General features: G+C 69.1%; 19 protein-coding genes. 5 read left to right on the plus strand and 14 right to left on the minus strand.

Going from position 1 to position 17,395, the window contains the following annotated elements:
- Window positions 1–40: 40 nt before the first annotated feature.
- From AC6EUL_RS07005 to xoxJ, 5 genes are all read left to right on the plus strand, one after another.
- Window positions 41–778, plus strand: a complete 738-nt coding sequence (locus AC6EUL_RS07005) for an ABC transporter permease (RefSeq protein ID WP_056220251.1) — start codon at window positions 41–43, stop codon at window positions 776–778.
- The gene (locus AC6EUL_RS07010; protein WP_056382746.1) at window positions 759–1,535 is read left to right on the plus strand and encodes an ABC transporter ATP-binding protein; all 777 of its coding nucleotides are present in this window, start codon (window positions 759–761) and stop codon (window positions 1,533–1,535) included. Before AC6EUL_RS07005 ends, AC6EUL_RS07010 begins: the two co-directional genes overlap by 20 nt.
- Before the next feature lie 671 nt (window positions 1,536–2,206).
- Window positions 2,207–4,009 carry a lanthanide-dependent methanol dehydrogenase XoxF1 gene (gene xoxF1 / locus AC6EUL_RS07015; protein ID WP_056220255.1) on the plus strand — a complete coding sequence of 601 codons (1,803 nt, stop codon included), beginning with the start codon at window positions 2,207–2,209 and terminating at the stop codon, window positions 4,007–4,009.
- Window positions 4,010–4,144: 135 nt separating this feature from the next.
- Window positions 4,145–4,750: a c-type cytochrome, methanol metabolism-related gene (locus tag AC6EUL_RS07020; RefSeq protein WP_082486902.1), complete on the plus strand. Its 606-nt coding sequence runs from the start codon at window positions 4,145–4,147 to the stop codon at window positions 4,748–4,750.
- Window positions 4,750–5,604, plus strand: a complete 855-nt coding sequence (gene xoxJ, locus AC6EUL_RS07025; protein ID WP_499869606.1) for a rare earth element methanol dehydrogenase accessory protein XoxJ — start codon at window positions 4,750–4,752, stop codon at window positions 5,602–5,604. Before AC6EUL_RS07020 ends, xoxJ begins: the two co-directional genes overlap by 1 nt.
- Before the next feature lie 468 nt (window positions 5,605–6,072).
- Here xoxJ and folK read toward each other — a convergent pair whose 3' ends face one another.
- From folK to fhcD, 14 genes are all read right to left on the minus strand, one after another.
- Window positions 6,073–6,564, minus strand: coding sequence for a 2-amino-4-hydroxy-6-hydroxymethyldihydropteridine diphosphokinase (gene folK / locus AC6EUL_RS07030; protein WP_056220262.1), 492 nt, complete (start codon window positions 6,562–6,564; stop codon window positions 6,073–6,075).
- Window positions 6,561–6,935: a dihydroneopterin aldolase gene (gene folB, locus AC6EUL_RS07035; RefSeq protein WP_056270598.1), complete on the minus strand. Its 375-nt coding sequence runs from the start codon at window positions 6,933–6,935 to the stop codon at window positions 6,561–6,563. The genes folK and folB overlap by 4 nt, the downstream gene beginning before the upstream one ends.
- A complete protein-coding gene (folP, locus tag AC6EUL_RS07040; RefSeq protein ID WP_156647934.1) occupies window positions 6,932–7,705 on the minus strand; it encodes a dihydropteroate synthase in 774 nt (257 codons plus the stop codon). Before folP ends, folB begins: the two co-directional genes overlap by 4 nt.
- A 238-nt stretch (window positions 7,706–7,943) precedes the next feature.
- The gene (locus AC6EUL_RS07045) at window positions 7,944–8,324 is read right to left on the minus strand and encodes a hypothetical protein (RefSeq protein WP_499869609.1); all 381 of its coding nucleotides are present in this window, start codon (window positions 8,322–8,324) and stop codon (window positions 7,944–7,946) included.
- The gene (locus tag AC6EUL_RS07050) at window positions 8,305–9,039 is read right to left on the minus strand and encodes a hypothetical protein (protein ID WP_499869611.1); all 735 of its coding nucleotides are present in this window, start codon (window positions 9,037–9,039) and stop codon (window positions 8,305–8,307) included. The genes AC6EUL_RS07045 and AC6EUL_RS07050 overlap by 20 nt, the downstream gene beginning before the upstream one ends.
- Window positions 9,036–10,193 carry a pyrroloquinoline quinone biosynthesis protein PqqE gene (gene pqqE / locus AC6EUL_RS07055; RefSeq protein ID WP_056270606.1) on the minus strand — a complete coding sequence of 386 codons (1,158 nt, stop codon included), beginning with the start codon at window positions 10,191–10,193 and terminating at the stop codon, window positions 9,036–9,038. The genes AC6EUL_RS07050 and pqqE overlap by 4 nt, the downstream gene beginning before the upstream one ends.
- Window positions 10,190–11,272: a pyrroloquinoline-quinone synthase PqqC gene (gene pqqC / locus AC6EUL_RS07060; protein WP_499869613.1), complete on the minus strand. Its 1,083-nt coding sequence runs from the start codon at window positions 11,270–11,272 to the stop codon at window positions 10,190–10,192. Before pqqC ends, pqqE begins: the two co-directional genes overlap by 4 nt.
- A gap of 143 nt (window positions 11,273–11,415) precedes the next feature.
- The gene (pqqB, locus tag AC6EUL_RS07065) at window positions 11,416–12,318 is read right to left on the minus strand and encodes a pyrroloquinoline quinone biosynthesis protein PqqB (RefSeq protein WP_056220280.1); all 903 of its coding nucleotides are present in this window, start codon (window positions 12,316–12,318) and stop codon (window positions 11,416–11,418) included.
- 43 nt (window positions 12,319–12,361) lie between these two features.
- Window positions 12,362–12,451 (minus strand): pyrroloquinoline quinone precursor peptide PqqA, encoded by a 90-nt coding sequence (gene pqqA / locus AC6EUL_RS07070; protein ID WP_055889187.1) that lies wholly within the window; start codon window positions 12,449–12,451, stop codon window positions 12,362–12,364.
- Window positions 12,452–12,651: 200 nt separating this feature from the next.
- Window positions 12,652–13,356, minus strand: a complete 705-nt coding sequence (locus AC6EUL_RS07075) for a response regulator transcription factor (RefSeq protein WP_055951546.1) — start codon at window positions 13,354–13,356, stop codon at window positions 12,652–12,654.
- A complete protein-coding gene (locus AC6EUL_RS07080) occupies window positions 13,353–14,975 on the minus strand; it encodes a sensor histidine kinase (protein WP_056270609.1) in 1,623 nt (540 codons plus the stop codon). Before AC6EUL_RS07080 ends, AC6EUL_RS07075 begins: the two co-directional genes overlap by 4 nt.
- A gap of 256 nt (window positions 14,976–15,231) precedes the next feature.
- Window positions 15,232–15,438 carry a hypothetical protein gene (locus tag AC6EUL_RS07085; protein ID WP_056270611.1) on the minus strand — a complete coding sequence of 69 codons (207 nt, stop codon included), beginning with the start codon at window positions 15,436–15,438 and terminating at the stop codon, window positions 15,232–15,234.
- A gap of 203 nt (window positions 15,439–15,641) precedes the next feature.
- On the minus strand, window positions 15,642–16,436 hold the full coding sequence (locus tag AC6EUL_RS07090) for a formylmethanofuran dehydrogenase subunit C (RefSeq protein WP_499869617.1): 795 nt from the start codon (window positions 16,434–16,436) through the stop codon (window positions 15,642–15,644).
- Window positions 16,433–17,389 (minus strand): formylmethanofuran--tetrahydromethanopterin N-formyltransferase, encoded by a 957-nt coding sequence (fhcD, locus tag AC6EUL_RS07095; protein WP_056220295.1) that lies wholly within the window; start codon window positions 17,387–17,389, stop codon window positions 16,433–16,435. The genes AC6EUL_RS07090 and fhcD overlap by 4 nt, the downstream gene beginning before the upstream one ends.
- Window positions 17,390–17,395: the final 6 nt, after the last annotated feature.

Raw genomic sequence — 17,395 nt, forward strand, 5'->3', positions numbered from 1 at the left:
GCCCCGCGCCCGCCCTCCGCGCGTCCGACGCCCTGATCCGATGGGCTTTGCCACCCGTCTCGCCTCCGTGCTGGTCCTCCTCGCGGGGTGGCAGGTCGCGGCCTCGGCCGCGGGCTCGCGGCTGCTGCCGGCGCCTCTGGCGATCCTGGACTTCATCGTGCGCGAATCCGCCACCGGCGACCTGTGGTGGAACGTCGGCATCACCCTCTCGCGGGTCGGCATCTCCTTCTTCCTGGCCATGACACTGGGCGTGCTCCTTGGAATCGCCCTCGGGCGCTCGCGCCGGCTCAACCTCGTCCTCGACACCCCGCTCCTCATTCTCCTCAACACGCCCGCCCTGGTGATCACGGTGCTGGCCTACATCTGGGTCGGCCTGAACGAGGCGGCCGCCATCGTCGCCGTGGTCCTGAACAAGCTGCCGAACGTCGCCGTGATCCTGCGCGAGGGGGCCCGCGGCCTCGATCCGCAACTGGAGGAGATGGCGCGCAGCTACCGCTTCGACCGGCGGACCTGGATCGCGCACGTGCTGGTGCCGCAGCTCCAGCCCTTCGCGGTGGCCGCCGCGCGCTCCGGCCTGTCGCTCGCCTGGAAGATCGTGCTGGTGATCGAGCTTCTCGGCCGGCCCAACGGCGTCGGCTTCGCGATCAACTACTACTTCGTCCAGAGCCTGAACGTGGCGGCAATCGTCGGCTACAGCATCGTGTTCATGAGCGTGATGATCGCCATCGACATCCTCATCCTCCAGCGGCTCGAAGCCTATGTCCGACGCTGGCGCTGAGGGGATGGCCGTTCCCGCCTCCGACGGCGCGGGCGCGGCCCTGCGGGTCGACATCCTCCGCAAGGTCTATGGCAGTGCCGGCCCGGAGCCCGTGGAGGCGGTGCGCGACCTCGCCTTCACGGTGACGGCGGCCGCCATCACCTGCCTGATCGGCCCCTCGGGGGCCGGCAAGACCACGACCCTGCGCATCCTCCTCGGGCTCGACGCCGATTACGAGGGCCGCGTCACGCCGCCGCCGGACGAGGCCGGCATCGCCATGGCGTTCCAAGAGCCGCGGCTGCTGCCCTGGCGCACCGTCGAGCAGAACGTCCGCCTCGCCCTGCCGCGACCGGCCCGCACCCAGAACCTCGATGCCCTGTTCGACTCTCTCGGCCTGACTCCCTGGCGGGGCCGCTACCCGGGCGCTCTGTCGCTGGGCATGGCCCGGCGGGTCTCGCTCGCCCGGGCGCTCGCGCAGAAGCCGCGCATCCTCATCCTCGACGAGCCCTTCGTCTCCCTCGACGACAATGCGGCGGCGGCCCTGCGCGGCCTCGTGGTCGCGGCGGTGGAGGGCTCCGGCATGGGCGTCCTCATGGTCACCCACAACGTGGCCGAGGCCCTCGAGATCGCCGATCGCCTGCTCCTGGTCTCGGGACGACCGGCGAGCCTCCTCGGCACGATCACCCTGGATCGGCCGCGGGGCCAGCGCGAACGCGGCTGGATGGAGGCAAACCGAGCGTCCCTCGCCGCCCGATTCCCGGGCATCATCGCAAGCTGATTCGCCCCGGATCGGACAATGCTCGCGCCTCGATCGCGCGCTGTCTTCACTTTTCCCAGACCGGATGCGGCGAGACCGCGCATCCGATGAGCATCCCCCAGGGTTCCGCGGATGCCAAATATGACCATCACAATCCCCCGCTCCGACACGTGATTTTGAAATATACCTCCTTTTAGGCATTTTATTTCACGAACGCATCTTCTCGCAGGGGCTCTTTTGCTGCGAACATAGCTTCGATCGCATGACCATACCGGCCAAGCTCAGGCTACATGCGTCAAACGCATGATGATGAGGCCAAGCTGTTTAAAACACTTTGTCTTACCAATTTGAGATATTGCAACGCACAATCCGATGCTGCGAAGCGTGAGCCTGACAGAATGTCGGCCAAAGGCTCACGAGGACTTGTGCGAAGCCTGGAAGCACAGGGCGCAAGCGAGTTGACGCCGGCCGAATTTTTCTTAGAGTTCATTCAAGCTTCGGTTTCGAGGGGCGCCGCAAAGGGATAGCGGCCCCTGACTACACAAACCCCGTCCTGGCCATTAGTGGTTTGGAAATAAGGGTTTGGCGTCCGCTACCGAGGCGAACCTATCCCTGTCGCAAACAGTCAGATCACGGCGTGATCCTGCGGGTTTTCCGCATGATGGCGGCTGCAAGATCTGTCGGAGGAATCCATGAGAGCGGTACATCTTCTCGCACTCGGCGCCGGCATGGTCGCTTCGACCACGGCGTTCGCCAACGAAGACGTCCTGAAGCGCACGGCCAACCCGGCCGAGCAGGTCCTTCAGACCGTCGACTATGCCAACACGCGCTATTCGAAGCTCGACCAGATCAACGCCAGCAACGTCAAGCAGCTCCAGGTGGCCTGGACCTTCTCGACCGGCGTGCTGCGCGGCCACGAGGGCTCCCCGCTCGTCGTCGGCAACATGATGTACGTTCACACCCCCTTCCCGAACATCGTCTACGCCCTCGACCTCGACAAGGACGGCGTGATCGTCTGGAAGTACGAGCCCAAGCAGGACCCGTCGGTCATTCCGGTGATGTGCTGTGACACGGTCAACCGTGGCCTCGCCTACGCCGATGGCGCCATCATCCTGCACCAGGCCGACACGACCGTCGTCTCGCTGGACGCGAAGTCCGGCAAGGTGAACTGGTCGGTGGTGAACGGCGACCCCAAGAAGGGTGAGACCAACACCGCCACCGTTCTCCCGGTGAAGGACAAGATCATCGTCGGCATCTCCGGTGGCGAGTTCGGCGTGAACTGTCACGTCACCGCCTACGACGCCAAGACGGGCAAGAAGGTGTGGCGCGGCCACTCCCAGGGCCCCGACGCCGACATGATCATGGACCCCGAGAAGACCACCTCGCTCGGCAAGCCGGTCGGCAAGGACTCCTCGCTGAAGACCTGGGAAGGCGATCAGTGGAAGACCGGCGGCGGCTGCACCTGGGGCTGGTTCTCCTACGATCCCAAGCTTGACCTGATGTATTACGGCTCGGGCAACCCCTCGACCTGGAACCCCAAGCAGCGTCCGGGCGACAACAAGTGGTCCATGACCATCTGGGCGCGTAACCCCGACACGGGCGCCGCCAAGTGGGTCTACCAGATGACCCCGCACGACGAGTGGGACTACGACGGCATCAACGAGATGATCCTCACGGATCAGAAGGTTGACGGCAAGGAGCGTCCGCTCCTGACCCACTTCGACCGTAACGGCTTCGGCTACACCCTCGATCGCGCCACCGGCGAGCTCCTGGTCGCCGAGAAGTTCGATCCGGTCGTGAACTGGGCCTCGAAGGTCGACATGGACAAGAGCTCCAAGACCTACGGTCGTCCGCTCGTCCAGGCCAAGTACTCCACCGAGCAGAACGGTGAGGATACCAACTCCAAGGGTATCTGCCCCGCCGCTCTCGGCACCAAGGACCAGCAGCCTGCGGCCTACTCGCCGAAGACCAACCTGTTCTACGTGCCCACCAACCACGTCTGCATGGACTACGAGCCGTTCCGGGTTTCCTACACCCCGGGTCAGCCCTACGTCGGCGCGACGCTGGCCATGTACCCGGCCCCCAACAGCCACGGCGGCATGGGTAACTTCATCGCCTGGGACGGCGTCGCTGGTAAGATCAAGTGGTCGAACCAGGAGCAGTTCTCGGTGTGGTCGGGCGCCCTCGCCACCGCTGGTGACGTCGTGTTCTACGGTACCCTCGAGGGTTACCTGAAGGCCGTCGACTCCAAGACCGGCAAGGAGCTCTACAAGTTCAAGACCCCGTCGGGCATCATCGGCAACGTGATGACCTACAGCCACAAGGGCAAGCAGTACGTCGGCATCCTGTCGGGTGTCGGTGGCTGGGCCGGCATCGGCCTCGCGGCCGGCCTGACCGACCCGAACGCCGGTCTCGGTGCGGTGGGTGGTTACGCCGCCCTCTCGAACTACACCAACCTCGGTGGTCAGCTGACCGTCTTCTCGCTGCCGAACTAATCGGTCGCACGCAACGGTAGATCATAGGGTGCCGGCGCGGGTTTCCGCGCCGGCACCTTTATGATTAGAATTGGAAGAACAACACGCGAAACACGCGGCTGGTGAGCCGACGTGGTGTTCCTGGGAGAAACGTCGTTGTACACCTTTAGCAAAGCCGTCATCCGCCCTCTCGCGGCAGCGTTCGCTCTCGCGTCGGTCTCAACGCTCGCCGTGCAGGCCCAGGATGCGAAGAAGGCTGATCCGGCCCTCGCCAATCAGCTCGATCCGAATGCACCCGAGAAGGACCCGAAGCTGATCGACAAGTTCGCGGCCGTGAAGGTCGAGGACGGAAAGTATCAGGACTCGGAAGGTCACCCCACCTACCATATTACCGCTGATGGCAAGAAGTTCGACTGGTACGCCTACTCGGGCTACCGCCGCTATCACGCCGAGTGCCACGTCTGCCACGGACCCGATGCCATGGGTTCGACCTACGCGCCGGCCCTGAAGGACTCGCTCAAGACGATCGGCTACGAGGAGTTCATCGGCATCCTCGCTGGCGGCAAGCGTGACTCGCAGGCCGGCCAGGAGCGCGTGATGCCGGCCTTCGGCGATAACAAGAACGTCATGTGCTACGCCGACGACCTCTACGTCTACCTGAAGGCCCGGGCGTCCGGCGCCATGCCACGCGTCCGCCCGACCGACAAGGAAGACAAGCCCGAGGCCGCCAAGACGGCTGAGAAGGAGTGCCTGGGCGGCTAATGGCGCATCCAGGCTCCCGGACGGGCCTCGCGCTCGCGCTCCTGCTGCTCGCAGCCGGAGCGCGACCTGCGTTGGCACAATCGCTGCCGGACCTCGTGACGACGGACACTCTGCGTGTCTGCGGCGATCCCGGCAACATGCCGTTCTCCGAACGCAAGGAGGACGGCTTCGAGAACCGAATCGCCGCGATCATCGCCGACGAGCTCAAGGTCAAGATCCGGTACTACTGGCTGACGCAGGGGCCCGGCTTCGTCCGCAATACCCTCGGCACGGGCCTCTGCGACCTCATCATCGGCTCGGCCGCCGGTGGAGAGCTCGTCCAGCACTCGAATCCCTATTACCGCTCCGCCTATACGCTGGTCACCCGCACGGGCGAGTTCGACGGGGTGGCCCGGCTCGACGATCCCAAGCTGAAGGGTAAGTCCATCGGCGTCATCGGCGGCACGCCCCCGGTGAACCGGATGGGCGAGGTCGGCCTCGTCAGCTCCATGAAGGCCTACGCGCCCTATCAGCTCGATCCGGCCCGCAGGCACCAGACGGTCTCGGCCGAGGTCATCGCGGATCTCGCCGAGAAGCGCATCGATGCCGCCATCCTCTGGGGACCCGCCGCCGGCTGGCTCGCCAAGCACAGCGGCGTGCCGATGACGGTGGTGGCGCTGCTGCAGGAGCCGGATCGGCCGCCGCTCACCTTCCGGATCGCCCTCGGGGTGCGCCTGGAGGAGAACGACTGGAAGCGCACCCTCAACACGATCCTGCGCAAGCGCCGCGCCGATATCGAAAAGGTGTTGCGCGACTACGACGTGCCGCTGCTGGAGGAAGAGGGCAACAAGCTCCTCGACGCTCCGAGCCCCTGATATTGCCCCCGAGGAGGTCGGGGGCGACAGGAGAGAGAGACCGCGATGGCGGCGATCGGATGGGCTCCGTCGCCGCCATCGTCGTTCAGACCCCTGCGCGCGCATCGTCGACCAGCGCCCATGGCCGCGGTTCACGACGGCCCTTCGGATCGAACCGGACAGGGCCGACCGCATCCGCGTGGAGCTAGGCATTCGCCGCCTGACGCCTCTCTGCGCGGGAGCTGGGATCCTCGTGCCCCGATCCGGTCTCCCTCGGGGTCAGCCCGGAGGGCCAGAAATCCCGCGCGGGTGACGGGCGCATGCCGGAGAGTACCGACGCGATCGCCGAGCGCAACTCGGGCTGTCCCGGCTCGGCCCCTCGCACCGCCTCGTCGCCTGGACCGACGGCTGCGTCGGCGTCACGATGCCGAGAGGGCGGCTCTTTCCGCCGGGGTCGATCCCAGATCCCCGATCGAGATCCGGCCCAGATCAGACCCGCTCGATGCCGGCGGCGTCGAGCTTGGCGAGGGCTGCGGCGACCGTCTCCGGCCCAATGCGCAGGGTGGGGGCGATCTCGGCCAGAGGCACCAGCACGAAGGCGCGCTCGCGCACGAAACGGTGTGGCAGTACGAGGCGCGCATCCGAGATCGTCGCGCCCTCGTAGGACAGAACGTCGATATCGATCACCCGCGGACCCCAACGGCGTTCGCGCACCCGGCCCATGGCGGTCTCAATGGCGAGGCCCACCTCCAGGAGTTCGTGCGGGGTGAGGCTGGTCTCGATCCCGATCGCGGCGTTGAGGAACCAGTCCTGGTCGGTGTCGCCCCAGGGCGGCGTGCGATAATTCGACGAGCGCGCGGTGACGCGGATGCCCGGTGTGGCCGCCAGCCGCGCCACCGCATCGGCCAGGGTCGCGGCCTTGTCGCCAAGATTGCTGCCGAGGCCGAGATAGGCGGCGTGCCAGTCCGGTCCACGCCTCATCGGGCGGCCTCGCGGCGGCGCACGATCTCGATGGCGACGCCGTCGATCACGGCCGGGACCGGCGCGCTCGGCTTGTCCACCCGCACGCGGATCTCGGTGATGGGCGGGTGACGGTCGAGGATCTCGCCCGCGATGGCTTCCGCGAGGGCCTCGATCAGGGCGAAGCGCCGCTGCGTGGCGATCCGGGTCACGATCTCGGTGAGGTCGGCGTAGCTCACGGTCCGGGCGACGTCGTCGGAACGCCCGGCCGCCCCGAGGTCGAGGCGCACATCGAGCGAGACGTAGAAGCGCTGCCCGAGGCGGGCCTCCTCGGGCAGGAGGCCGTGGAAGGCAAAGACCGCGATCCGGTCGACGAGGATGCGGTCGCTCATGCGGAGCGTCCCATCACGGCGTCGACCACCCGCAGGGCATCGACGTGCGGGCGGACATCATGAACGCGCACGATCTGCGCCCCGAGGGTGGCGGCGAGGACGTGACTGCCGATCGAGCCGAAGAGCCGGTCCACCGGCTTGGTCTCGGCATCGTGCAGGCGTCCGAGGAGGGATTTGCGCGAGACGCCGACGAGGACGGGAAAGCCGAGGGCCACGATCTCGGGCAGGCGCCGCAGGGCTTCGAGGTGCTGCGCCCAGCTCTTGCCGAAGCCGATACCGGGATCGAGCACGATGTCGCCGTCGCGCAGGCCGGCGGCCCGCGCGATGGCCAGCGAGCGCTCGAAGAAGCGCAGCATGTCGGCGACGATGTCGAGGGCCGGATCGATGGTCTCGCGGTTGTGCATGATCATCACGGGCGCGCCGTGATCGGCGGCGACCCGGGCGATATCGGGCTCGCGCTGCAGGCCCCAGACGTCGTTGACTATGCGGGCGCCGGCCTCCAGCGCCACCCGGGCGGTCGAGGCCTTATAGGTGTCCACCGAGATCGGAACGGGCAGGCGGGCCGCGAGGTCGCGGATCACCGGCAGGATCCGAGCCTGCTCCTCCTCGGCCGGGACGGGCACGTGGCCGGGGCGGGTGGATTCGCCGCCGATATCCACCAGGGCCGCGCCCTCCGCCACCAGGGCCTCGGCCTGGGTGCGGGCGGCCACGACATCCGCGAAGCGGCCGCCATCGGAGAACGAATCGGGCGTGACATTGAGAATGCCCATCACGAGCACGCGCCGACCGAGATCGGGCAGGAGCGTCGTCAGCGGAGCCGGCAGGTCTGGGGGCACGAGATGCTCGGGTTCGAAGGCGGGCGCGACCGGAGCGCGTCCTCGGCCGGGATGCCGCTGTCTTTGAACGCAATGCCCGGTCGGAGCAACGCCCCTGCCGGCGCTGGGGCCGAACGGGGCCAAGTCCTGCGCCGCCGCCGGGCGGCGCCCCTGCGACGTCCGCGTGACCCGGTCAGGTCCCGCTGCGGTAGCAGCGGATCTCGGCCTCGGCCTGGGCCCGGCGCAGGTCGGCCACCTGATCGTCGAAGACCTTGGTCGACTTGAACTGGGCCGTGCGCTGGCCGATGCCCTGGCGCAGGGACAGCACGGTGCTGGCCTGGACATACTTGTCGTAGGGCAGCAGCGAGGCGAGGGCATCCAGGGAGCAGGAGCAGCGCGACAAGGATTCGCGCGACTGGCCGTTCGCCGCCATGCAGCCGAAGATGTAGTCGGCCCGGGCCTCCGTGGGGTAGTCGTTCTCTGACTCGGCCGCGGTCGCCGCACCCGCCAGGAAGGCCGCGGCGCAGGCGCCGGCGGCGAGGTGCGGGAGCCGCTTAACCAGCGTTCGGATCATAGCTCAGGTTCTCCTGCAGGAGTTCGCCGCCCTCGGCGTTCTTGGAACTCGCCTCGATCGAGACGAGCTCGCCCGGCACGGCCGCAGACGTGACGAAGGTGTATTTCAGGTTCTCGAAGCCGCGCATGCGTTCCTTCATCTTGTCGTCGAGGAAGGGCTGAGTTTCGATGCGCCAGGCGTCGACCTTCTGGCCCTTGTAGTCGATCTGCGTCGGCGTCACGGTGGCGTTGTCGCGCAGGCCCTTGCGGATGGCGTTCTTGATGTAGCGCGGATTGGCCATCAGCACGCGGGCGAGATCCATGAGATGGTGCTCCAGGAAGAGCGTCATCACCGGGTTGCCGGGCATGTCCTCGAACGGGCCGGCCGGGAAACGGTTGGCCCCGGAGAACATCTCCACGCGGATATTGCGGTTCTCCGCACCGTTGCCGGGCTCGATACCAAGCTTGATCGTGTCGTTCAGCGGCGGTCCGAACGGGCCCTTCGAGATGCCGCTGCGGCGCAGGTAATCGTAGGTCAGCTTCGACCCCGGCGGGACGTTCTTCATCTGCGGCTGCTCGAAGAGCAGGTCCGAGGCGTCGGGCGTCGTCGCGGTGCTGGCCTTTGTCACGGCGGACGCGTCGGGCGTCGCCGGTGGCGCGGGGGTGGTCGGCGGGGTCTGGGCGAGGGCGGGTGCGCCGGCGAGCATCAGCAGCGCGGCGAGTGTGACGGGCTTCAAAGCGGCGCTTCCTCATTCAGCGGCGGACGCACATTGGGCTGCACGTTACTGCCGATGGTCCGGTAGATGTAGTCGGGCGGGATCTCGGCCGCCTCCTCGGCGGCGAGGCCCCGCACCTTGGCGTGGAGCGGCGAGAGCGAGCAGGCCGGATCGGTGGCCGCCGCATCCCCGGCGAGAGCCAGGGCCTGGCAGCGGCAGCCGCCCCAGTCCTTCTCGCGCCGGTCGCAGGAGCGACAGGGCTCCTGCATCCAGTCCGTGCCGCGATAGGCCGTGAAGGCCGGCGCGTTCGCCCAGATGTCGCCGAGCGAATGGTCGGACACGTACCAGAATTCGAGGTTCGGGATCGTCTCGGCCGCGTGGCAGGGAAGCACCTTGCCCTGCGGCGTCACGTTCATGAGCTTGCGCCCCCAGCCGCCGGCGCAGGCCTTGGGGTATTTCGCGTAGTAGTCCGGCACCACGAGGTCGATGACGAGCTGGCCCTTCAGGCGCTCGCGGGCGGCCTCGACGATGCGGATCGAGCGGTCGACCTCCGCTTTATTCGGCATCAGGGCGGCGCGATTCACGTAGGCCCAGCCGTAATACTGGGTGTGGGCCACCTCCAGGCGCTTAGCCCCGAGCTTTACCGCGAGATCGATGAAGCCCTCGACCTCGTGGATGTTGCCCCGGTGGATCACCGAGTTCAGCGTCAGCGGCAGGCCGAGCTGGGTCACCCGCTCGGCGAAGGCGAGTTTCTGCGGCTGGGCGTTCTTGAGGCCGCCGATCTTCTCGGCATTGGCCGCGTCGACGCCCTGCACCGAGAGCTGCACGTGGTCGAGGCCCGCCTCGTAGAGCGCGTCGAGCTTCTGCAGGGCGCCCCCGACGCCGGAGGTGATGAGGTTGGAATACAGGCCGAGTTTCGCGCAGGTCGCGGTGATCTCGACGATGTCGTTGCGCGCCGTCGGCTCACCGCCCGAGAGGTGGACGTGCAGCACGCCGAGGCCCGCCGCCTCCGTCAGCACCCGCTGCCACGTGGCGGTGTCGAGCTCGCCCGAGCGCCGGTCGAGCTCGAGCGGGTTCGAGCAGTAGGGACAGCGCAGGGGGCAGCGATGGGTGAGCTCCGCCAGGAGTCCGACCGGTGCCGGCAGGGTGGGGGCGTTCGGCGTGATCGCGTTCATCGCTCCAGGACCCGTTTCGTGGCGAGATCGTTCAGCATCACGAGGATGTCGGCCTCGATCACGGCGGGGTCCGCCGTGAATTTCTCGCCCAGCAGGGCGGCGATGGCGCGCACGCTGCGCTGCCCGTCGACCAGTTCGAGAACCGCCACCGCGTTGGCGTCGAGGTCGAAGGTGCGCTCGGGCGCCAGGAGGACGTGCTGGTCGCGCACGGCGTCGTGGCGCAGGCGCACGCCCCGGGGCAGGCGTGGCACGTCCTGCGCCGCGAGGGTGCCGGTCCCGGCCGCCTGCGCCACGGCGGGCTCGGGGACGAGCCCCATGCCGGGCGTCCAGGCGTCGGGCGGGGTCAGGCCGGGGGCCACGTAGGCGAAGTAGAGGGCGTCGAGCTGGGTCCAGAGCACGTTGCACTTGAAGGTCAGGGCATCCATCGCCTGGCGCTGCAGGGCCGGCGTGGTGGCGTGCTCCTTGACGTACGCGATGGCGAAGTCGGCGTCGCGCGGGGCCTGGGTCAGGCGCTTGTCGAAATAGGCCAGCGTGTCCTTGGTGATGAAGTCGTAGTTCTTCAGCATCCCGGCCACCCGCTCCGAGATGATGGTCGGCGAGAACATCTCGGTGAGCGAGGAGGCGATGGCCTCCAGCAGCGAGCGCTCCTTCACGAAGTGCACGTAGGCATCCACCGAGAACCGGGTGGCCGACAGGATGCCTTGCGTCGATTCCACGTAGTCGCGGGCAAAGCCCACGCCCTCGGCGAGCTTGAGCCAGCGCTCGATGCCGCCGTCGCCGGGGGCGTCGCCGTCGTGGTCGACGATGCGCTGGCGCCAGACCCGGCGCAGGGACGCGTCGGTCATGCGCGCGAGGACGGCGGCGTCCTTCACCGGGATCATCGCCTGATAATAGTAGCGGTTCAGCGCCCAGGCCCGGACCTGATCCTTGCTGAGCTTGCCGTCGTGCAGGAGCCGGTGGAACGGGTGCAGGTTGTGGTAGCGGCGCGCGCCGATGTCGCGCAGGGCCGCTTCCAGCTCCTCCGGCGAGAGCAGGCGCTGGGCCTCATCGGTCTTCGGGGTCGGGAAGGGCGCGGTCATGGCGTGGCTCGCGGATCAGCGTGGAGCGGTTTTAGGAACTTTTCTTATCAATCGCGCCGCACCCCGTGAAGGCCACGGGCGCGCCGACGCAATTCAATCGGACACAATGTATGTCGTCGGCACTAAACTGCCAGATGGACGCCTCACGAAAGAGTCAGCGTCAAACCGTCATGGGCCACGGTCCAGCCCGCGGCCTCGACCTGGCGCCGCGCCTCGGAGCCCTCGACCAGCACCGGGTTGGTGTTGTTGATGTGGACGAAAACCCGGCGGCCGATCGCGACGTCGGACAGGGCCGCGATGGAGCCGCCCTCGCCGGTCATCGGCACGTGGCCCATGCGCCAGCCGGTCTTGGTGCCGACGCCGGCGCGGATCATGTCGTCGTCGAGGAGCACGGTCCCGTCGAAGAGCAGGCCGTCGACCCCGCCGATGCGGGCCTTCAGGTCTTCGGTGACGCGGGCGCAGCCGGGAATGTAGGCGAGGCGCCGCCCGCCGGCCTCGATCATCGCGCCCACCGTGGTCTCGGTCTCGGCGCCGATCTGCAGGGTCTCGTCCTCCAGCCAGAGGGGCACCTTGCCGGGCACCGCGAACAGGGTGACGTGCAGGCCCGGCACCGGCTCGAAGCGCCGGTCGAGGGCGATCGGCTCGCGGGCGACGACGCCCGTGGCCATCACGTCGAACACCCGGTTGGCGTTGACGGAGTCGAGGATGCCGGCGGTGCCGTAGAGGGTGAAGGGCTGGCCCTCGCGCAGCGTCAGCAGGCCGGCGACGTGGTCGACGTCGCCGTTGGTCAGCAGCACGGCCTGGATCGGCGAGTGCCGCAGCCCCGTGCGCGGGTGCATCGCCGGATTGTCGAACAGCTGCTGGCGGAGATCGGGGGAGGCGTTCACCAGGAGCCAGCGCTCTCCATCGGGGGAGACGGCGATGCTCGACTGGGTCCGCGGCCTGACGCGGGTCTCGTCCTCACGGGCGAGGGAGCAGATCGGGCAGCGGCAATTCCATTGGGGAAGGCCGCCGCCCGCGGCCGAACCGAGGATCAGGACATGCATGGTGGAACCGACGCTGCCTTCGGACCCTCGGGTTCGACGAAACTCAGTTGAAGGTGTCGATCTCAGCCGACTCGTAGCTGGTGACTTCCATGCCGACGCAGATCTCGGAAACGATGGGGGCAGCCCAGGTCATGGTGTTTCTCCTGAAGGTTTCTTCTGAACGTCAGCAGCATCCCGATCGCCTCTAAGAAGATCGTAAGACACTGACGGCGCAGAGATTTCTGTCGCCGCGCTGGTATCGACAATTTGGCCCGGCAGTTCAAGCGCTAAATTGCCGGTTCCTCCCGTCCACCCCCGCGAATCCGGTGTCGGCGTTAACGCGGCATGCCCGTTTCAGTGCCGGAAATCCTGTCCCTTCAGGTCCAGCATGAAGCCCCGGCCCCGCACCGTGACGATGACCGGGCCGCCGAGGCGGACGAAGTCGGACAGCTTGGTCCGCAGGTAACCCACGTAGACATCGACGACATTCAGGGAGAGGCCGCCCTGGCCGGCCCAGAGCTTGTCGAAGATGTCGCCCCGCGAGACCGGATGGTTGGCGTTGTCCATCAGCAGGGCGAGGAGCTCGGCCTCGCGGGGGGTGAGGCGCGCCGTCGCATCCGCGAATCCGACCTGACGGACGGTCAGGTCGAGCATCAGCTTGCCGGCGGTGACCAGTGTGCGGGGCTCCTCCGAGGCCTTGCGGCGCAGGAGGTGGGTCTGAAGGCGGGCCAGGAGCTCGTCGAAGACGAAGGGCTTCACGATGTAGTCATCGGCCCCGAGCGCCAGCCCCTCGGCGCGGTCGCGGACCTCGTCCCGGGCGGAGAGGAAGAGTATCGGCCCCGGATAGCCGCCCTCGCGCAGGGAGCGGCAGACATCGTGGCCGGAGCCGTCCGGCAGGGTGATGTCGAGAACCACCGCCTCGGGCGCCTCGGCGCGGGCGGCCGCGAGGGCGTCGTCGACCCGTCCGGCGACGCCGACGGAGAAGCCCTCCGCCTCCAGGCCGCGGGCGAGCATGGCGCGAATGTCGCTGTCATCCTCGACGATCAGTACGCGCGTCATGCCACGGTCTCCTGGGCGCCCGTCGGGTGAGGCGAGGGGGGATGCTCGGCGTCGCTGGGGGACAGCGCGGGCAGGTCGAGGGCCACCTGCGCACCGCGCCCGCCCGGACCCGCCCCGAGGCGGATCGTGCCATCATGCCGCTCCACGACCCAGCGCGCCAGGGCCAGACCGATGCCGAAGCCGGCCTCTCCCGTGGGGCTGTCGCGGCGGAAGCGCTCGAACAGGCCGTCGCCGAGGTCGGGGAAGCCGGGCCCGTCGTCGGTGATCGTCACCACCGCGTGCCCCCCCTCCGCCCGCGCCAGGGCGACCACCACCCGGGTGAGCCCGGTGGCGTGGCGCAGGGCGTTGTCGATCAGGCTCTCGACCACCTGGCGCAGCCATTCCCGGTCGGCGAGCAGCATCGGGTCGGCCTCGACCAGAGCGAGGCTCAGCGCCACGCGGCGGCGGGCGGCCTCGGAGCCCATGCCGTCGACGGCGTCGGCGAGGATCTCCCCCGCGCCCACCGGGCGGCGGTCGAGCTCGATCTGCCCCGATTCGGAGCGGGCGACGCGCAGCAGGTCCTCGACCCGGCGCTTCAGGCGCAGGGCGCGCTTGCGGATGGTGGCGAAGACCGGGGTGACGTCGGTCTGGCGCCCGGCCGAGCGGGCCGCGATGTCACATTCGCCCAGGATGACCGTGAGGGGCGTGCGCAGCTCGTGGCTGACATCGGCGAAGAAGCGCCGGCGCGAGCGGTCCACCGCCTCCAGGCGGGCATTGGCGGCGCGCAGATCGAGGGTGCGGGCCGCCACCGTGTCCTCCAGGGCGGCCCGGTCGGCCGCGAGCCGGCCCTCGCGCCGGGCGAGGCGGGCGGCCATGCGGTTGAAGTTCGCCACGAGCAGGCCGAGCTCGTCGCGGGTCGCCACCGACAGGCGGGTGTCGAGCTCGCCCCGGCCCACCGCGCCGGCGGCGCGGCGCACCGCCTCGATCCGGGCCAGCACGGGACGGGTCACCGCCCGGTAGAGCAGGAGCACGAGGGCGAGCGCCCCCGCCACGGCGGCCAGCGACGCGACCCGCAGGGTGCCGGAGAGCGCGCGCGCCGCGTCCGAGCCGGCGATCATCGAGCGCCGCTCCACCTCGATCAGGAAGGAGAGCGGTTGCCCGGTCATGGCACCGAAGCCGTTCAGGGCGCCCCGGATCGCCGCCCGGCGCGACTCGTCCTCCGACTGGCGCAGCACCTGGGTCACCTGCCGGTCGAGGACGGCGCGGGCCGCGCGCAGCTGGGCGAGGGGCCGGGTGCGGGCGGCGTACTGGGTGCGGTCGAGGGGGTCGTCACTCGACGCGATGGAGCGCCCCAGGGCCTCGTCCACCGCCACCAGGGCGCGGTCGACATGGGCGCGCGCCACCGCGAGTCCCTCCGGCTGCGCATCCGGGTTGCTCACCGCCTCCAGGGCGGCGAGCCCGTACTGGGTCATGCGCCCGGAGAGTTCGACCAGAAGTTCGAGGCGCCCTTGGGCCGCCAGCGTCCGGTCGATGGTGCGCTCGGCGGCGCCGATCGAGGCGAGGACGCCGAGGGCCGCCAGGACCACGAGGAGCGCGGTGCCGCCGAGCAGGAGCGCGAACCGGACCTTCAGCGAGCGCATGGTCGTGCCGACATCGTCTTGCCCGATCGTCCTGCCAAACCGTCTTGCGCAATCGTCCCGACGTGTTTCTCGGGCCTTGACCAGGACGGCCACCCGGACTGCACTGCATTCCGCGTTTGCCTGATCATCCCGTCTGCTCCGACGACCTTGCGATCAACATCGGGCGCGCATGCTCTGTAGGCTCAGGGCCGGCTCGGTTGCAAGCGTTGCCGCGCGGCGGGCGCGGGGCGCGCGCTCCTGATCGCGGGCGCCCCGCTTACAGGTCGCGCGGCTGGCTGCCCCGGACGGCGCAGCGCCACCGCGTCACCTGCCATTCCGGGTGCTCCGCCTGCCACTTGGCGATGGCGCTCTGGGAGTTGCGCAGGCAGATGTTCGGGCTGCGCGCCTCGAACGAGAGGTCGATCTTGTCCTCGCGGCACTGCGAGGGCTGCGACAGGAGGCAGATCGAGAGCAGGATGAGCATGAGGAGGCCGGGTTCGCGCTGGGGACAAACGGGACACCGGCACTATGGTACCGCCCGCGGACGCAGAAAATTGTCCGATCGGGAGGATTGTGCAAGTCCGGAGGGTCATCGGCCCGGCATCGAGGGCCGCCCCTCCGGGGCCGAGACGGTGGGCCCGGCCCTCCGGTTCGCCGTGGGCGCGCCCGAAAGAGCCGGAGACGGCCTCAGGCCGCCACCCAGAGCTCGCCCTTGCCGAGGGTGGCGAGGTCGCCGGAGTAGCGCGTCAGGGCCCCGGCGGCGAGATCCGCGTGGGCCGGGCTGAGGGGGCGCAGCGAGCGGGCCAGGAGGCGCAGGAACACGAGATCGTGCGTGCCGGTCTCGACGAAGCTCGGGGACAGGGCCCCGACGGCGCCGGCCAGGAGGGTGCCCCGGCGCATGCCATAGCCCGGATGGTCGCCCAGACTCGTCGCCGCGATGGTGCCGGCGATCATCCGCGCGCCCGCATGGGCGCCCGCCCGGCCGACCAGGATCAGGCCACGCCGCATGCGGTCGCCGAGATAGTCGCCGGCGCTGCCGCGGATCACCAGGGTGGCGCCGTCGAGGCCGGCCTTGGCGGCGTAGACCGCGCCGCCGGCATGGTCGCCGGCATCGCCCTCGATCGTGATCGTGCCGCCGGTGGCACCCGCGCCCGCGAAGGGACCGGCCGAACCCGTGACCGTCACCGAGCCGCCGGCCATGCCTTCGCCGAGGCGCTGCCCGACATCGCCGGTGACCCGGATGCGGCCGCCGCTGAGCGATGCGCCGACCCGGTCGAGGCGCGACGAGCCCCCCTCGATGACGAGGTCGTCGGAGCCGTCGAGGGACAGCGTAAAGCAATCGCCGAGCGTCAGGCCGCGCCGGCCCGTGCCGACGGGGAGCTTGCCTGCCTCGGCCTCGGACAGGCCGCTGAGCGCCAGCGGGGTGACGTGCCGGAAATCGAGCCGCTCCGGCGGCTCCTGGCGCAGGGTGAGGGTACTCATGCCGCTCCAGCCTCGCTGCCCGGCTCCTTCGAGAGCAGGTTCTTCAGATGATAATGGTGGCGGCCGAGATTGCCGCCGTAATTGCCGGCCGTGACGGCCACGAGCCCGTGCGCCGCCCCCGCTTCGGTCGCCGCATGCAGGGCCGCGCGCATCGATTCGGCCACCGCGTCGGAGGTGAGCGCGTCGATGACGATTTCCAGCACGACGCCGACCTCGGCCGAGAGCTCGGTGCCGGCCCGGCCCTTGAGGGTCGGGCAATAGGCGTCGTTGGTCGAGGCCATCATGCCCTTGGTGCGCGCGCCCACCTTCGAGCCGGAGCGGACGATGCCGCCCGGGAAGGGCAGGATCGCGCCGGAGACCGCGCGGGCGGCCTCCACGGCGATCTCGGCGACCTTCAGGGTGTCGGCGTGCTTGCGCCCGAGGAACAGCAGGTTGCCGCCGCCGACCGCGCCGTCCACCGCGCGGACGAAGTCCTCGCACAGGAACTCGCCGTCCATGACGGGGATGCGCCAGTAGCGCCGGGCCTTGCCGGTGACCGGGTCGGTCAGGCGCTTGGCCACCGCGAAGCCGTCGCCGAAGTAGCGGATCGCGCCGCCGAGCTTGATCTTCGTGGGGCCGTCCACGCCGGCGTAGCAGGCGGTGCCCGGGCAGGTGAGGATGCACTGGCCGACCCGCTTGAGGAGCTGGTCCTTGAGGCCGTTCGGCTCGAAGCCGAACAGCAGCACGCGCACGCCGGGGCGCCCGTCCGGGGTCTCCTCGGGGGAGAGCTCGCAGTCGATCCCGGCCTCGGCGCCGCAGCCGATCACCGAGGTGGCGAAGCCCGTCATCACGGTGGCGGCGATCATCGCCCACTTGGCCGTGTCGTTGGTGATGATGATCGCCGTTCCGGCGACGTCGAACGCCTCCGCGAAGGTGTCGATCACCGGAATGCCGTTGAGGGTGAGGTCCGTCATCTCAGT

It is taken from the genome of Methylobacterium sp. 001424705 (assembly GCF_059816145.1).

What these genes read in the sequence shown, in the direction of transcription:
- AC6EUL_RS07005 (WP_056220251.1), top strand. Translation starts at nt 41, where the DNA reads ATGGGCTTTGCCACCCGTCTCGCCTCCGTGCTGGTCCTCCTCGCGGGG.
- AC6EUL_RS07010 (WP_056382746.1), top strand. Translation starts at nt 759, where the DNA reads ATGTCCGACGCTGGCGCTGAGGGGATGGCCGTTCCCGCCTCCGACGGC.
- xoxF1 (WP_056220255.1), top strand. Translation starts at nt 2,207, where the DNA reads ATGAGAGCGGTACATCTTCTCGCACTCGGCGCCGGCATGGTCGCTTCG.
- xoxJ (WP_499869606.1), top strand. Translation starts at nt 4,750, where the DNA reads ATGGCGCATCCAGGCTCCCGGACGGGCCTCGCGCTCGCGCTCCTGCTG.
- folK (WP_056220262.1), bottom strand. Translation starts at nt 6,564, where the DNA reads ATGAGGCGTGGACCGGACTGGCACGCCGCCTATCTCGGCCTCGGCAGC.
- folB (WP_056270598.1), bottom strand. Translation starts at nt 6,935, where the DNA reads ATGAGCGACCGCATCCTCGTCGACCGGATCGCGGTCTTTGCCTTCCAC.
- folP (WP_156647934.1), bottom strand. Translation starts at nt 7,705, where the DNA reads ATGGGCATTCTCAATGTCACGCCCGATTCGTTCTCCGATGGCGGCCGC.
- AC6EUL_RS07045 (WP_499869609.1), bottom strand. Translation starts at nt 8,324, where the DNA reads ATGATCCGAACGCTGGTTAAGCGGCTCCCGCACCTCGCCGCCGGCGCC.
- pqqE (WP_056270606.1), bottom strand. Translation starts at nt 10,193, where the DNA reads ATGAACGCGATCACGCCGAACGCCCCCACCCTGCCGGCACCGGTCGGA.
- pqqC (WP_499869613.1), bottom strand. Translation starts at nt 11,272, where the DNA reads ATGACCGCGCCCTTCCCGACCCCGAAGACCGATGAGGCCCAGCGCCTG.
- pqqB (WP_056220280.1), bottom strand. Translation starts at nt 12,318, where the DNA reads ATGCATGTCCTGATCCTCGGTTCGGCCGCGGGCGGCGGCCTTCCCCAA.
- pqqA (WP_055889187.1), bottom strand. Translation starts at nt 12,451, where the DNA reads ATGACCTGGGCTGCCCCCATCGTTTCCGAGATCTGCGTCGGCATGGAA.
- AC6EUL_RS07075 (WP_055951546.1), bottom strand. Translation starts at nt 13,356, where the DNA reads ATGACGCGCGTACTGATCGTCGAGGATGACAGCGACATTCGCGCCATG.
- AC6EUL_RS07080 (WP_056270609.1), bottom strand. Translation starts at nt 14,975, where the DNA reads ATGCGCTCGCTGAAGGTCCGGTTCGCGCTCCTGCTCGGCGGCACCGCG.
- AC6EUL_RS07085 (WP_056270611.1), bottom strand. Translation starts at nt 15,438, where the DNA reads ATGCTCATCCTGCTCTCGATCTGCCTCCTGTCGCAGCCCTCGCAGTGC.
- AC6EUL_RS07090 (WP_499869617.1), bottom strand. Translation starts at nt 16,436, where the DNA reads ATGAGTACCCTCACCCTGCGCCAGGAGCCGCCGGAGCGGCTCGATTTC.
- fhcD (WP_056220295.1), bottom strand. Translation starts at nt 17,389, where the DNA reads ATGACGGACCTCACCCTCAACGGCATTCCGGTGATCGACACCTTCGCG.